Below are 14,331 nucleotides of genomic sequence, written 5' to 3' on the forward strand. Positions count from 1 at the left end.
CATAGTATGTATGCAAATTTCATAAAACCTGATAGGAAATCAGTGGTCAGTAGGGGCGAAGCATTTGGAAGATAAATTATCGGTCATTGCCAAAAATAGTTCTCCAAATGCTTCGCCCGTACAGTTGTCAGTGGTTAGTAGGGGCGAAGCATTTGGAAGATAAATTATCGATCATTGCCAAAAATAGTTCTCCAAATGCTTCGCCCGTACAGTGGTCAGTTGGAACAGGAAAGTTATTATTACTCCTATTACCTATTACCTGTTCCCTCTTTCTGAGATAAATCTAATAAATTTGCTAACTTGTAAACTATTCGCGCACCGACATTACCATCCCATTCAGCATCACCAACTTCGCAGACATCAAAACCAATAATTTCTCTACCACTATTTACCAGTTCGCGGAACAAACAATAAACTTGTTCTAATTCCAGTCCTCCAGGAACAGGAGTACCTGTATTGGGGCAAAGTTTAGGATCTAAACCATCAATGTCGAAGCTAATATAAACTTTTTCTGGTAAATGGTTGATAATTTCTCGACATAAATCCAACCAATTTTTACCAGCATATAGTTGTTGTTTAATTGCTGAATCATAATAACCAATAATGCGATCATTTGATTGATTAATGATTTGCACTTCATCATGACAAATATCTCGTACACCTACTTGGACTAATTTAGAAATTTGCGGTATTTTCATGGCATTAAACATAATAGACGCATGAGAAAATTCAAATTCCTCATAGGCATTCCGTAAGTCTGCATGGGCATCAATATGTAAAATTCCCCAGTCATCATATTGATTAGCTAAGGCTTGAAAGTAGCCTAATGGTGAACTGTGATCACCACCAATGACAGCAACTCGTTTACCTTGATTCATTGCTGCTTGTGATTGGGTCAATAACCAATGATTTACCTGTTCCCCAGCTTGGTTAATTGCTTCTATAACAGAGGTTAAATCTGGTGAATCTGTTAGGGATTTACCTTGGGCTTGACGTTCAATAATTCTGGCTGCTTGTTGACGATAATAGTTATTTTTTTCGATCATTTCCTGGGGAATTTCTACCATAAATATTCCCTGTTTCCAACCGTCGGGATGATCAAAATCAAATAAATCTATTTGCAGTGAGGCATCTAAAATTCGCTGTGGTCCGTTCGCAGTTCCCGCACGATATGAAACGGTGACTTCCCAAGGTATGGGGAAGATAATTAAATTGGCTGAATCGTAATCATCAGGTAATCCGAGGAAGTTACCATTTTTTTCGGCTACACTGTTGGGATTGTATTCTTGTAGTGAGTTATTCATGGATAAGATGATTTGATAAATTGAAGTTCCAAATTTATGAGTATAGATCTTTCTTGGTGATAATTCTGTTCTCTATTCTCTGCTATATAAACTTTTTTGTGAATTTGATTAAGAACGACGGGCATTTAAACAACACCATTCTTTTTTTTTCCAGAGAGTAGCAACAACCCAACCATTTTGTTCTAAAGCATCAGCAACACCCTGGGATTGTTCTAGGAGAATTCCACTAAATATACCCCAAGTGCTGGGTTTGGTAATTGTGGTCATTTCTGGGAGTAATTCAATAATTACATCAGCTAAAATATTACAGACAATACCATCTACTGGCTGATCAATTATTTTCCGTACCATGTCTACACTCCCCTCAATGGGGATTAAATAGTCTGGACGGATATCATTAAGAGCGCGATTACTGAAAGTGGATCTCACCGCTACGGGATCATTATCAACGGCATAGACTTTACCAGCACCTAGTAAGATTGCCCCAACGCCTAGAATACCCGAACCACAGCCAATATCGGCAATGATTAACGGTTCTTTTTTTTCTTCCGTATCCACAAAGGATTGAGGAACTTCGCTAAAGCGCATTTCTAGAGATTCTAAGCATAATTGGGTCGTGGCATGATTACCTGTACCAAACGCCACACCAGGATCTAAGCGAATTACCAACCTGTCCAAGGATTCGGGTAAAGGTAGCCAAGCGGGGTTAATCAGAAAGCGATCGCCTATTTCTTCCGGTTGCCAGTGTTGTTTCCAGCTACTAGACCAGTCCTCTTCGTCAATTAAGCCCCAATGCACCATGGGTGAAAGGAGTCCTACACATAGTGCATCTTGGCGCAGCCATAGTGATAAGGCAGCCAAATCTAGTAATTGGGTTTTAAAGCTGGGCAAATAAGCCTTAATGATGGCGATATTACCCTTAATTTCTACTGATGTACCACGACAGCCAAATTTTTCTAACCGCCAAAATATAGTATCTTCTAAATCTGGTTCAGATAAAATATTCAATTCCCACCAAGTGTTTACCATAGAATTTTAGATTTTAGATTCGTAAAAACAAACTTTGATTGCTATGATTATCAAATTACTGAATCAATACTGTTCGGTTAAGGATTTTCGTAGGTTGGGTTGTAGCTTGCTTGCCCGTTGCGGTACAAAGACCAAACCCAACAAACCGTTGCAAATGTTGGGTTTCGTTCCATTGCTCCGCAACGCTTACGCGAACAACCCAACCTACATAATTTCATTGTTTTGAGCTTAACCGACAAGTATTGATTACTGAATCATCTGCAGCAAATAAATCCCAAAAATCACAGTTAAAGTGCGACTGTATATGCGTCCCGAATACCATCTACTTTTTTAATTTCCTCTAAAATGCCATCGGGTAAAGGATCATCAATACTGAGAGCCATAACAGCATCACCACGCACAATTTTCCGACCTACCTGCATACTAGCAATATTGACATTAAAGCTGCCGAGGAGAGAACCGAGTTTACCAATAATACCTGGCATATCCCGGTGGCGGGTAAACAGCATATATTTACTAGGGGGAACGTTAATGGGGAAACCGTCAACGTCTGTTAAGTGAATTTCCTTATCACCTAATAAAGCACCTGTGACAGAATGTGTACCTAAAGTCCCTGTAGCTTGGAGATGCAATGAACCGGCATAATCCCTTGCGGAAGCATCCCTGGTTTCAATGACTCGAATCCCCCGTTCCTTGGCTTCTATGGTAGCGTTGACATAATTGACCCGTTCCCGTAGGGCTTGGTAAAGTAGTCCTTTCAGGGCAGCGATAACTAAAGGTTGACTTTTATTAGTTGCCAGTTCTCCTTGCAGTGTAACATTAAGTGTCTCAACTCTGCCGCCGGTGAGTTGACCAACTAAGTTCCCCAAGGTTTCCGCTAGTTCCATATAAGGCTTGAGTTCTTCGAGAATATCAGGTCCTAGTCCAGGAATATTCACGGCGGAACGGGCAGGTAGTCCTAATAACACATCCCGAATTTGTTCAGCCACGTCTATGGCGACGTTGACTTGAGCTTCAGCAGTGGAAGCACCGAGGTGAGGTGTAAGAATAACCTCTTTACCCAAACGTAGCAATTCCGATTCTCCTAATGGTTCGGAATCGAACACATCTAACGCAGCGCCAGCAATTACACCATCTCTGATTGCCACTGCTAAAGCCGCTTCATCAATAATGCCACCACGAGCGCAGTTAATAATTCTGGTAGTGGGTTTCATTAACGCCAAGGTTTTAGCGTTGATGATGTTGGCAGTTTCCTTAGTTTTGGGAATGTGCAAGGTGATATAGTCGGCTTGCTGGAATAACACATTTAATTCCACCAATTGACAACCCAATTGTTCCGCTCTTTCGCTGGAGATAAATGGATCATAAGCTAGGAGTTTCATGCCCATTGCTTTAGCTACACTGGCAACATGAGAACCAATTTTTCCTAACCCGACAACGCCGAGGGTTTTTTTGTATACTTCCGAACCAACAAATGATTTCCGATCCCACTCACCACGTTTTACTGAAGCATTAGCATCAGGAATGTGACGAGACAAGGATAACATCATAGCTAAAGCGTGTTCTGCGGCGGCAATGGTATTACCTTCTGGGGAATTGACGACGACAATCCCTTTGCGAGTCGCTGCGGGAACATCAACGTTATCCACACCTACACCGGCACGGCCAATAATTTTTAATTTGGTGCCAGCTTCTATAATTTCTTGAGTAACGCGAGTTCCAGAACGGATCATCAGCGCGTCATACTCACCAATGATGGATTTAAGTTCATCTGGTTTGAGGTTGGTTTTGACATCAACGGTGGCAACTTGGGAAAGAATATCAATACCAACTTGATCAATTGGATCTGAGACAAGAACCTTAGACATAATAACTTGATTTTGGTTGACAGGTTTTGCTGTACAAGATTTTTTAGTTTAATCTTTATCTGTGGCACTTGGGCAAAAATTATGGAAATCAGGCAAGAGGCAAGAGGCAAGAGGCAAGAGGCAAGAGGCAAGGGGAGTAATAATAATTTCTCTTTACCAATTACCAATTACTAAATTTTACTAAATTTTCTTTTCTCCACATCACATCTCTTTTCCTATTTGTTTTGACTTCTAAAACCCTAATTCCTATTTTTGGTAATTGCTTTAAGCTATCTTTTAGTTCTTCCCAAGAATTAATTAACTGATATTGCACATTATAAGTAGCACATAATTGAGCAAAATCAATATTTTGAGGAGTGGCAAAAAATTCTTCAAAAGGTGGATTAAATTTGGCAATGGGTAACATTTCAAAAATTCCCCCACCATTGTTATTAATCAAGATAATCGTTAGATGTCCAATAAATTTATTTTTAATTAAAAAACCATTGGTATCATGCAATAAAGATAAATCTCCTGTTAGCATTACACTAGTTTGCTGATGATGTGCTATTCCTAAAGCAGTGGATAAAGTACCATCAATACCATTTGCACCCCGATTAAAATAAGGTTTAATTCTTAAATTATTGGGTTTCCAGAAAAATTCTACATCTCGCACTGGCATACTATTTGCAATGAATAGGGGTGTTTCTGGTGGTAGGTTTTGGGAAATTAACCAAGCGGTTTTACTTTCGATTAATTCATCTACATTTTCAAAATAATCATCAATATTTTTTCTAACTTGCTTTTCTGATATACACCATTTTTGTAAATACTCACTTTTTGCTAATTCCTCAATTTCCAATTTACCAATTTCTGTTACTGATATTCTTAAATGTGTGGTTTCTCCATGTAAAGGATCTAAATTTTGATCACAATTATCAATTATCAAACGTTGAGGATTAGTAGTAATTAACCAATTGCGTAATTCTTTACTTGTGGGCATTTCTCCAATTTGAATTACGATTTCTGGGGATAATTCTTTGGCAAGTTGTTGATTTCTAAGAATGATGTCATAGGTAGAAATTAAATAGGGATTTAAGTCTGTGTAATTTCTGACAGGGGAAAGTCCTTCAGCTAAAACAGGCCATTGGAGAGATTGACTTAGGTTAGCGATCGCTCTACAATACTCTTCCGGGGCTTGTGGTTGGGCTACACCAGCAATAATGATCCCTTTTTGGTAATTGGTAATTGGTAATTGGTAATTGGTAATTGGTAATGGGGTGGAAATCAAACTAGAAAAGAAATCTTCTGTATCTAAGGTAAAATCTGTACCATCGGGAATGGGCGCGAGGGGATCACGAAAAGGTATATTTAAATGTACTGCGCCGGAATTAGGAAATTGACACCGTTCCCAAGCGTGAATAACCGTTTGTCTGAGATAACCTAACATTCCCATATCCACCGAAGGTGTAGCTAATTCCGTTTGCCAATTGGGATAATTACCGTATAATTTTACTTGGTCAATAGTTTGTCCTGAATGACAATCTCGTAATTCTGCCGGTCTGTCAGTGGTTAATATTAACAAAGGGACGCGACTTTCTCTAGCTTCAATTACCGCTGGATAAAAATTTGCTCCCGCAGTTCCCGAAGTGCAAACTAATACTACAGGTTTCCCCGTTGCTTTTGCTTGTCCCAAGGCAAAAAAAGCCGCCGAACGTTCATCTAAAATCGGAATTGCTTCAATATGCGGTATTTGTTGGACAAAAGCCACAGTTAATGCTGTAGAACGAGAACCAGGACAGATAACAGCGCATTTTAAACCCAAACGTTTGAGGGTTTCTGTTAATACATAACACCAAAGAAGATTAAGATTATTAAAAGTAAGTTGCATTGATTAGAGATTATGGACTGTATTCATTTAACAGGAATTCGCGGCTATGGCTATACTGGATTTTTACCAGAAGAACAGGCATTAGGACAATGGTTTGAGGTAGATGTTAAATTATGGTTGGATCTTTCCCAACCCGCTAAAACAGATAATATTGAAGATACTATAGATTATCGGCGCGTAATTGGTTTAGTGCAAAAATTGCTGAAAACCTCAAAGTTTGCCTTGGTGGAAAGACTAGCTGGGGCTATAGCTGATGGTATTCTAGAGGATAGCGATGGTATTAGTCAAGTACAAGTTATTCTCAGTAAAACCGCTGCACCTATTCCTGATTTTAGCGGCAAAATCAGTATTGAATTGACTAGAAGTAAACTCCAGTAGCAGGAGTCACGCAGAAAGATTTGGTTTATTACAACTGTATCAATTAGGGAGTGTTTGACATTAATTTAGGATGAGTTGAAGTATCGGTATAACCAGTTAATGGGTGGCGCGATTTTGACGTAAAATAACTGAGTAAAATCTTAGTTAACGGGAATGGCAATACCTTTTACAGACAAAGAAATGAAGAAAGCTTGGGGTGGAAATCTATCTGCTTCTCAGATAAGTCCTCGTACTAATGCCCATCGTTTACTTTTGTTTTATGCTGTTGAATGTGGTTTGAAAGCGGTTTTGATGGCAAGACAGGAAACAAGACGTACTAATTTATGTAAAGATATTAAGGAATGTGGACATAATATAAATAAATTATTAAGTCTTTTAGGTGCAGGAGGATCTCTGCGCTTACCCCCCGAAATATTTATTCAGGAAATATTTGATACACGAAATAATAAAGAGGAGAGGAAATTAAATCCTGGTCAAATTAACGAACTGTGGCGTTATGGAGGAAAAGTTATTGCTATAGTTAATAAAGATGGAAAAATTAAAGCTAATGATGAAGATATAGAAAATAAACTACTAGAAATATCAAAATGGATTGCAGGAGAACTTGAAAGATTATGAATAAACCCAAATTACTGACATGGCTTGATATTAGAAGAACTATTCGCACAAAAACTAATTATGGAACTAATCTACCAGATGGCATAGTGAAAATTTACTGTTACTCAGATGCTTTAGAAATATATTTTCGGAATAGAGAAAATGCTGTCATTGCACTGAAAGAATGGTTCAAAGATTGGTATCAGGAAGAAGAGTCTGTTATTCAGTTTGACCTTGGTAATGCTACATTTTCAGTAGAATTTATCTCTGAAGAGGAAACTTACATAACTGATATTGATGTTCGTCCTTTTTGGGAAGAAATTGCTTATTTAGAAAGTGAGTCAGAAACAGAAACTGCAATCAAAAAAATAGTTAAACTTCCAAAACCATATCCGGAAAAACCTAATTTAATAGCTTTTTATTCTTTTAAAGGTGGTGTAGGTAGAACATTAAATTTAGCAGCCCATCTTTTTGCTTTACTAGATAGAGCTAAAGAGTTAAATGAATCTATAACTATCTTGGTGATTGATGCTGATTTGGAAGCACCAGGTCTTACTTATTGGAATGCTTCAGAAAAACAACAACCATCCGTTTCTTTTATTGATTTTTTAGAAGTTTATCACTATTCTCCTATTGAAAGAAAAGAAGCACTTTCATTATTTGCCCGTGAAGTTAAAAAATCAGCTAAACATGAGGGAGAATTAACGATTTATTTCTTACCTGCCTGTCTTAATGATGAACAACTACTAGATACTCCTATTTTACCTGAAAATTTGGTTAGAAGTCCAGATGGAACTTGGGAATATGGCAATGCTATCTATAGTTTAGGTCAAGTTGTTGATGCAGATTATGTTTTTATTGATTTGAGAGCCGGATTGAGTGAAATATCTAGTCCAATAATTTTTGATCCAAGAATTCAGCGGTTTCTAGTTACAACTATTAATGATCAATCTATTAAAGGTACAAGTCTTGTTTTAAAACAAATTGGTAAACTAGCTCCATCAGAAGCACAAGTTAAATATAAAACATACTATGATCCATCAATAATTATTAGTATGTTAAAAGAAGAATTTAAAAAATTACCAGCATTTGATAATGCCTTGGCAGAATTAATATCTGCTTATGTACAATCACAAGAAGATAAGTTAGATGAGCCAAGATTGGAAATAAAAGAAGCTTATTTTGCAGAGGAATTACTTTATGTAAATAACTGGGAAGATGCACGCTCAAAATTAAATGCAACTTCAGTCATGAAAATTGCTAGAAATTGGGCTAAAGAACTGTTACCAAATATCGAAAATCAGGAATCAAGCTCAGAAACACATAAATGTGAAGAGGTGAAAAGACTTAGGGATTTATGTAAGCAATATGAGTACGCTGAACAAGGACAAGGAGAAGATTTACTGATAACAGAACCTTTGTTGAACTTAGCTACTAATTTTAGAAATAAATTACCTCATATAGTATCAATTGGAGCTAAAGGTGCTGGAAAAACTTTTAATTATATACAGTTATCACGGTTTAAATATTGGGAAAATTTTCTGAATTATATTGATAATGTACCCAAAGAAACTGAAACAAAAACATATATATTTCCCTTACTTGAATCCAGTAATGTTAAGGATAATGCAAAAACTGTTATCAGCGAATCCAGAAATAAGGTTAGATCAGCTTTAGGTGATAATGTTCCTGAGTTTGTGCATTCAGAGTATGCAGATAGGATTAAAAAGGCACTTGAAGGTCAAAATTGGAATGAACCAAAATGGACAGAATTTTGGGTTGGTGAAATTGCCAGAGCTATAGGTATTAATCCAAATGTAAATAGTCCTAATACTCTTAGCACTATAAATCAAGATTTAAAAAATAAAGGATTAAAGATTATCTTTTTGTTTGACGGTTTAGAAGATATTTTTTCCAAAATTGCCTCTAGTAATCAACAGCAGACTGCCTTAAAAGCTTTAATTGATGATTTGCCAAAGAAATTGTCAGAAATTAGGCAATCTAATCTTGGTATCATAATTTTCTTGCGTCGTGATTTTCTGAGGTATACAATTACTCAAAATTTGAGTCAATTTGAGAATCTTTACCGTGCTTATGATTTATCTTGGAATCCAGATTCTTTTTTGAGATTAGTTTATTGGATTTGTAGTGAATCTAATGTGATAGGTGCAAAAAAAGATAGTATTTACAGCCTAAGTAAAGAGAATCTCATAGATGAACTAGAAAAGTTATGGGGTAAAGCATTAGGTACAGATAAGTCTAAAGAAGCCTACACAGCCTCTTGGGTATTTGCAGCTTTAACAGATTTTAATGGTAGACTTCAAGCCAGAGATATTGTCCGTTTTTTGTATAATGCAGCAGATATTACAGTAAATAGAGCTAAAGAAGTACAATTTGAAAAATGGTCTACAAGCCGACTTTTACCTCCTCCAGCAATTCGTCGCGCTCTGAAACCATGTAGTGAAGAAAAAGTGAGAGAAGCTAGAGAAGAATATCTAGCTTTCAAAACATGGGTAGAAGATACACTTCCTAAATATCCTGCGACTCAACTGATAATTCCTTTTGCTGTAGAAGATTTTGACATGGATCAAAAAACAGTAACATTATTAGAAGAAATGGGAGTAATTTATGAAGATAAACAAAAAGAGGAAATAAAGCGATTTTATATTCCTGAAATTTTCCGCGAAGGGTTAGGTTTTTCAGGTCAAGGTGCGCGACCTAGAATAGTAGCGTTGAAGCGTCGGGTACTAGGGAAAGGGATTTTCGCAAATCTTCAGTGAATAGTCGAATAAATAACAACGGACAACTGACAACTAAACTAATCACTAATTTGCATTTTGCTTAAAATTCGTCGTGAGACATTAAAAAATACCAAACCTAAAATTGTCAGCATGAGGAAATCAAACCAAACTCCTGACCAACCTGTACCCCGCAAAAAAGCATCACGAGTAATATTAATATAATAACGGGCAGGAACTACGTTAGTTACAAGTGAAAGAGGAAAAGGAATATTATTGAGAGGATAAATAAAACCAGATAATAATAAAGAAGTAATAAACCCCACCAGAGAAATAATTTGCACAGCGGAATTTTGGTTATTGCTACGGACTCCAACTAGTAACCCAAACATAACGCTATCTATTAAAAATATTAAAGTTCCTAATAATAAAGTAATCGGATTATTAACCAAGCCGACTTGAAAAATAATTGTCCCTAATCCTATGACAATTAATGCTTCAGTTATGGCAATTAATAGATAAGCCATACCTTTACCTAATAACAATTCTGTGGCACTAATACTAGAAGCATAAACTTGTAAAATCGTCCCTTTTTCTTTTTCTCGTACCATAGCAATTGCTGTTAGTAAAGATGGAAAAATCCATAAAATTACACCATACACTCCTGGAACAATATATAGGGATTCTAATCTACCAGGGTTAAACCATAAACGGATTCTAGCTGTAATTCTTTTGGTAGCTGGTAAAAGTCCCTTTTAACAGCTTGAAATTTACCAAAGACCCGATTGAGATTATTCGCATAAATAGCAATTTGTGAAGATGGTAAGTAAGTCGGCCCAATAAAATCGATATATGTTTAGTTTTGTAAAAACCGTGAAACACCCTATTTATAAGGTATTCGTTAATTTATATTTCGTTACATAGATTGATTTTTTAACGCCGACCTACTTAATTGGTAATTGGTAATGGGTAATAGGGAAGAATTTTTTTCTCTATGAATATTCTCATTTATTTCTTGACTTTTATTTCCGCCACGAGAACGAGGAAATTGTAAAAATGGTGGTGCAGAACCTTGTTGTCGGAGACGAGTAACAAAGACATTTTCTAAAGTGGGTTCACCATGTTCAATATTGGGATGATATTGTTTTAGTAATTCATTTACTTGGGTTTCACCTATAGTTATATCTTCAACTAAAACATCCAAGCGATTCCTACGGAGCGCTTCGCTATCGCCAAAAGTTTGCACATCAACTATATTTGTATGTAAATTCTGCAAGAGAATTTTCTCGCTGATTTCCAAATTGGCGGTTTTTACTTCCAAACGATGTAAGCCTAAATGGTTGCGTAAAGCCGCTGGAGTGCCAATTTCATGAATTTGACCACTATACATCAACGCCACAAGATGACAGCGTTCAGCCTCATCTAGATAGGGTGTGGCTACCACAATTGTCATTCCTTCTGCTGATAATTCCGCTAACACATCCCAAAATTCTCGCCGAGAAACTGGATCAACTCCCGTAGTTGGTTCATCTAATAATAAAACTTCCGGTTGGGAAACCAAAGCACAACATAAAGCCAGCTTTTGTTTCATTCCTCCTGATAATTCACCCGCCAACCGTGAGCCAAATCGTTCTAAACTCATTAATGTGAGATATTTATGACGGCGTTCCCATAACAAATCATCATCAACCTGTCGCAAACCTCCCGCATAACGCAAATTTTCATCAATACTCAAATCCAAATATAGAGAAAATTGTTGTGTTAAATATCCCGTCATTAACCGCGCATCTCTTGCAGGTTGACCAAATACCAAAACATCCCCAGCAGTCGCTTCCATCACACCACCTAAAATATGAAAAGTGGTAGTTTTCCCCGCACCGTCAGGACCAATTAAACCAAACATTTCGCCCTTATTCACAGTAAAATTAATTCCCTTAACTGCGGCTAACTTGCCATAATGTTTATGTAAATTATTAACCTTAATAGCCTCTGTTTGCGAATTGGTAATTGGTAATTGGTGATTGGTAATTGATAATTGGTAATTAGTCATTATTAACTTTCCCTATGACCTACACATAAATTATTTTAAACACTCATTTCTCTGTGACCTCTGTGTCTCTGTGGTTCGTTTTTCTTAAAACCTAAGTAGGTCGGCGTTAAAAAATCAATCTATGTAACGAAATATAAATTAACGAATACCTTATAAATAGGGTGTTTCACGGTTTTTACAAAACTAAACATATATCGATTTTATTGGGCCGACTTACTTAACTTTTACCTTGTAACTTAATTTCCGCGTCTGCCGGCGGTTAATTCTCGCTAATTTTACTTCTGCCTCTGTTTGCTTAACTTGGGCTTGTGTTTGTAATAATTGAGCCTTAGCCGCGGCTACGTTAGATTTTGCCTGTTGAATTCGTCCTTGGGTATCCCCTTCCGACTGCTGTAAATTGAGTTTTGCTTCCCTAATTTGACTATTAATTTGTTCAATTTCACTTTGCACCCTATCCACATCTGCAATTGCCTGTTGTTCATCAGATTGTGCAGATGTTATCCTAGCCTCAGTTCCTCTTAATTGTTATTGTAATAATTGATCATTACTGTCATCTAATTTAATTAATTCTTGTCCCTTTTTAACATAAGCCCCTTCTCGGAAAGCAATTGACTCAATTCTTCCCGAACGCTTAATCCCAATTTCGGTTTCATAACCTTCAATTCTGCCACTTAGTTTCAGTGTATCTACTGCTTTTTGTGGTTGAGTTCGCCACACTGCATAACTAATACCACCTCCCACAACTAACAACCCCAATAACAAAGGAATTGGTTTTTTACCCTTCTGCTGCTTAGATGGTGGGATAGGAACATTAGTAAAATTGTCTGGAGATATTGGCGCAGTTTGAGACATAGTAGTTTAGAACCTGTTAAATATCCGGGTGGTTTAGGTTTAAAATTTAATTGACCGTTGAGGAACAAAGAACGTAATTCTTTAAAAGATTTAAATTTATTTTATCCTATCCCCCCGGATAGGATATTATGCTACAAATTGAGAGAGATCATCTAGTAATTGTCTAGGCTTGTCTCCCTGTTCTAGTTATCTTGAGGAACTCATTGTGGTTGCAACCCCGGAAAAACTGCACGCTACCCATAGCCACGAGCATATACCCAGTAAAGACCGTGTAGCCGTGTTACTGATGGGCTATGGCGAAGTCGAAAGCTACGAAGATTTTGCTAACTATAACGAACAAGCTTTAAATTTACTAACTGCTAAATTCGCTCCTGTTCCTACTTGGATTTATCCCCCTTTAGCCAAACTTCTGGCATTATTTGATCGTCATGAATGGGGACACACACATCATGATTTTATCTCCCCACATAATGCCATTTTTGAAAGACAAAGAGCCGGGATTGAACACGAGTTACAACATAAATGGGGTAATGGTGTTCAAGTTTTCAAAGCTTTTAACTTTTGCGCTCCTTTTTTACCAAATCAAGTTTTAGCCGAAATTAAAGATCAAGGCTTTAGCAAACTGCTGATTTATCCATTATTGGTTGTTGATTCCATTTTTACCAGTGGTATTGCGATTGAACAAGTAAATAATGCTCTGGTAGAATTAGCCGATGGTGATGAACATTGGATCAAAGCCCAAAGATATATTCCTTCTTTCTACAATGAGCCAAAATATATTGATTTAATGGCGCATTTGGTAGAAGAAAAAATTCATACTGATTTGGCTACAGGTTATCTACCGTCGCAAATTGGGATTATCTTGATGAATCATGGTTGTCCCCACAAAGCTAAAGGTTTTACATCGGGAATTGATGAAAGTCAAGCCATGTATGAGTTAGTTAGAAACAAGTTAATTAACAATTATCCGTTAATTTCTGTGGGTTGGTTGAACCACGATACTCCATTAATTGAATGGACACAACCAAATGCTACAGTAGCTGCCCAAAATTTGATTCAATTGGGTGCAAAGGCGTTGGTATTTATGCCTATTGGTTTTGCCACAGAAAATCATGAAACTTTATTAGATGTGCATCACATTATTCATGATTTAGAAAAGCAACATCCAAATGTAGATTATTTACAAATGGCTTGTGTTAATGATGATCCACAATTTTTAGCTATGGTTGCTGAATGGGCAAATGCACATATTGCTGAGTTGATGGAAACCGAAGGAATGGCTGTTAATTCACAATCAGCTATTACTCACCACCATCACCATCATTAAAAAGAATCTGTAAGGGCGCAGGAACTGCGCCCATTAACTCTGGAATTTATCTAACCGCAGAGGCGCAGAGGACGCAGAGTAAAAAAATTAATTCCCTACTAGTGGTGCATTTAAGGTTTTCTCAATGCGATCGCGTGTTTCTAATAAGAAAGCTTGAGTATATTCATCTTCAGAATTTACCCGTCTTAATTGATTATTTAATTCTAGATCCTTAATCCGTGTTAAGCGATCGCTTGCCAATAAATCCCGTAACACCGCAGTCTGCACCAACAAGACTAAATCATGAATCGGATAATCTAACCAATGGGTAATACCATT

At 37.0% G+C, this 14,331-nt stretch carries 12 protein-coding genes and 2 pseudogenes; 5 read left to right on the forward strand and 9 right to left on the reverse strand.

The window, feature by feature from the left end; translation table 11 throughout:
- The first annotated feature begins 107 nt into the window (after positions 1 to 107).
- Positions 108 to 281 (forward strand): hypothetical protein, encoded by a 174-nt coding sequence (locus BMF77_RS04815; RefSeq protein ID WP_246863185.1) that lies wholly within the window; start codon positions 108 to 110, stop codon positions 279 to 281.
- Here the strand turns inward: BMF77_RS04815 and BMF77_RS04820 are convergent.
- From BMF77_RS04820 to menD, 4 genes are all read right to left on the reverse strand, one after another.
- Positions 249 to 1,304, reverse strand: coding sequence for an agmatinase family protein (locus BMF77_RS04820; RefSeq protein ID WP_148761076.1), 1,056 nt, complete (start codon positions 1,302 to 1,304; stop codon positions 249 to 251). The two genes, BMF77_RS04815 and BMF77_RS04820, sit on opposite strands and share 33 nt — an antisense overlap.
- 108 nt (positions 1,305 to 1,412) lie before the next feature.
- Positions 1,413 to 2,333 (reverse strand): 50S ribosomal protein L11 methyltransferase, encoded by a 921-nt coding sequence (prmA, locus tag BMF77_RS04825; protein ID WP_148761078.1) that lies wholly within the window; start codon positions 2,331 to 2,333, stop codon positions 1,413 to 1,415.
- A 287-nt stretch (positions 2,334 to 2,620) separates the two neighbouring features.
- Entirely contained in the window at positions 2,621 to 4,201 is a 1,581-nt protein-coding gene (serA, locus tag BMF77_RS04830; RefSeq protein ID WP_148761080.1) for a phosphoglycerate dehydrogenase, read from the reverse strand.
- A 160-nt stretch (positions 4,202 to 4,361) separates the two neighbouring features.
- Positions 4,362 to 6,071: a 2-succinyl-5-enolpyruvyl-6-hydroxy-3-cyclohexene-1-carboxylic-acid synthase gene (menD, locus tag BMF77_RS04835; RefSeq protein WP_148761082.1), complete on the reverse strand. Its 1,710-nt coding sequence runs from the start codon at positions 6,069 to 6,071 to the stop codon at positions 4,362 to 4,364.
- Between the two features lie 12 nt (positions 6,072 to 6,083).
- Between menD and folB the strand changes: the two genes are divergently transcribed.
- The 3 genes from folB (at position 6,084) to BMF77_RS04850 (ending at position 9,826) form a co-directional block, all read left to right on the forward strand.
- On the forward strand, positions 6,084 to 6,449 hold the full coding sequence (gene folB, locus BMF77_RS04840; RefSeq protein ID WP_148761084.1) for a dihydroneopterin aldolase: 366 nt from the start codon (positions 6,084 to 6,086) through the stop codon (positions 6,447 to 6,449).
- A gap of 153 nt (positions 6,450 to 6,602) precedes the next feature.
- On the forward strand, positions 6,603 to 7,067 hold the full coding sequence (locus tag BMF77_RS04845) for a hypothetical protein (protein WP_148761086.1): 465 nt from the start codon (positions 6,603 to 6,605) through the stop codon (positions 7,065 to 7,067).
- Positions 7,064 to 9,826 (forward strand): KGGVGR-motif variant AAA ATPase, encoded by a 2,763-nt coding sequence (locus tag BMF77_RS04850; RefSeq protein WP_148761088.1) that lies wholly within the window; start codon positions 7,064 to 7,066, stop codon positions 9,824 to 9,826. The genes BMF77_RS04845 and BMF77_RS04850 overlap by 4 nt, the downstream gene beginning before the upstream one ends.
- Positions 9,827 to 9,864: 38 nt before the next feature.
- Here the strand turns inward: BMF77_RS04850 and BMF77_RS04855 are convergent, their stop codons facing one another.
- From BMF77_RS04855 to BMF77_RS27675, 4 genes and pseudogenes are all read right to left on the reverse strand, one after another.
- Entirely contained in the window at positions 9,865 to 10,446 is a 582-nt protein-coding gene (locus BMF77_RS04855) for an ABC transporter permease (protein ID WP_246863066.1), read from the reverse strand.
- Positions 10,447 to 10,799: 353 nt separating this feature from the next.
- Positions 10,800 to 11,834: pseudogene (locus BMF77_RS04860) on the reverse strand (ABC transporter ATP-binding protein); the annotation flags it as partial.
- Positions 11,835 to 12,047: 213 nt separating this feature from the next.
- On the reverse strand, positions 12,048 to 12,293 hold the full coding sequence (locus BMF77_RS27670; protein WP_246863067.1) for a hypothetical protein: 246 nt from the start codon (positions 12,291 to 12,293) through the stop codon (positions 12,048 to 12,050).
- A gap of 66 nt (positions 12,294 to 12,359) precedes the next feature.
- The gene (locus tag BMF77_RS27675; protein WP_246863068.1) at positions 12,360 to 12,686 is read right to left on the reverse strand and encodes a biotin/lipoyl-binding protein; all 327 of its coding nucleotides are present in this window, start codon (positions 12,684 to 12,686) and stop codon (positions 12,360 to 12,362) included.
- Between the two features lie 205 nt (positions 12,687 to 12,891).
- Here BMF77_RS27675 and BMF77_RS04870 point away from each other — a divergent pair, with 205 nt between their 5' ends.
- On the forward strand, positions 12,892 to 14,013 hold the full coding sequence (locus tag BMF77_RS04870) for a ferrochelatase (RefSeq protein ID WP_148761090.1): 1,122 nt from the start codon (positions 12,892 to 12,894) through the stop codon (positions 14,011 to 14,013).
- Between the two features lie 87 nt (positions 14,014 to 14,100).
- Here BMF77_RS04870 and BMF77_RS04875 read toward each other — a convergent pair.
- Positions 14,101 to 14,313, reverse strand: a pseudogene (locus BMF77_RS04875) (hypothetical protein); the annotation flags it as partial.
- Positions 14,314 to 14,331: the final 18 nt, after the last annotated feature.

This window comes from Dolichospermum sp. UHCC 0315A, assembly GCF_008121535.1.
Taxonomy (GTDB): domain Bacteria; phylum Cyanobacteriota; class Cyanobacteriia; order Cyanobacteriales; family Nostocaceae; genus Dolichospermum; species Dolichospermum lemmermannii.

Excerpts from the sequence above, each read along its gene's own strand:
- BMF77_RS27675 (WP_246863068.1), bottom strand. The coding sequence starts at position 12,686 with ATGTCTCAAACTGCGCCAATATCTCCAGACAATTTTACTAATGTTCCT.
- BMF77_RS04820 (WP_148761076.1), bottom strand. The coding sequence starts at position 1,304 with ATGAATAACTCACTACAAGAATACAATCCCAACAGTGTAGCCGAAAAA.
- prmA (WP_148761078.1), bottom strand. The coding sequence starts at position 2,333 with ATGGTAAACACTTGGTGGGAATTGAATATTTTATCTGAACCAGATTTA.
- folB (WP_148761084.1), top strand. The coding sequence starts at position 6,084 with ATGGACTGTATTCATTTAACAGGAATTCGCGGCTATGGCTATACTGGA.
- menD (WP_148761082.1), bottom strand. The coding sequence starts at position 6,071 with ATGCAACTTACTTTTAATAATCTTAATCTTCTTTGGTGTTATGTATTA.
- serA (WP_148761080.1), bottom strand. The coding sequence starts at position 4,201 with ATGTCTAAGGTTCTTGTCTCAGATCCAATTGATCAAGTTGGTATTGAT.
- BMF77_RS04850 (WP_148761088.1), top strand. The coding sequence starts at position 7,064 with ATGAATAAACCCAAATTACTGACATGGCTTGATATTAGAAGAACTATT.
- BMF77_RS04815 (WP_246863185.1), top strand. The coding sequence starts at position 108 with ATGCTTCGCCCGTACAGTTGTCAGTGGTTAGTAGGGGCGAAGCATTTG.
- BMF77_RS04845 (WP_148761086.1), top strand. The coding sequence starts at position 6,603 with ATGGCAATACCTTTTACAGACAAAGAAATGAAGAAAGCTTGGGGTGGA.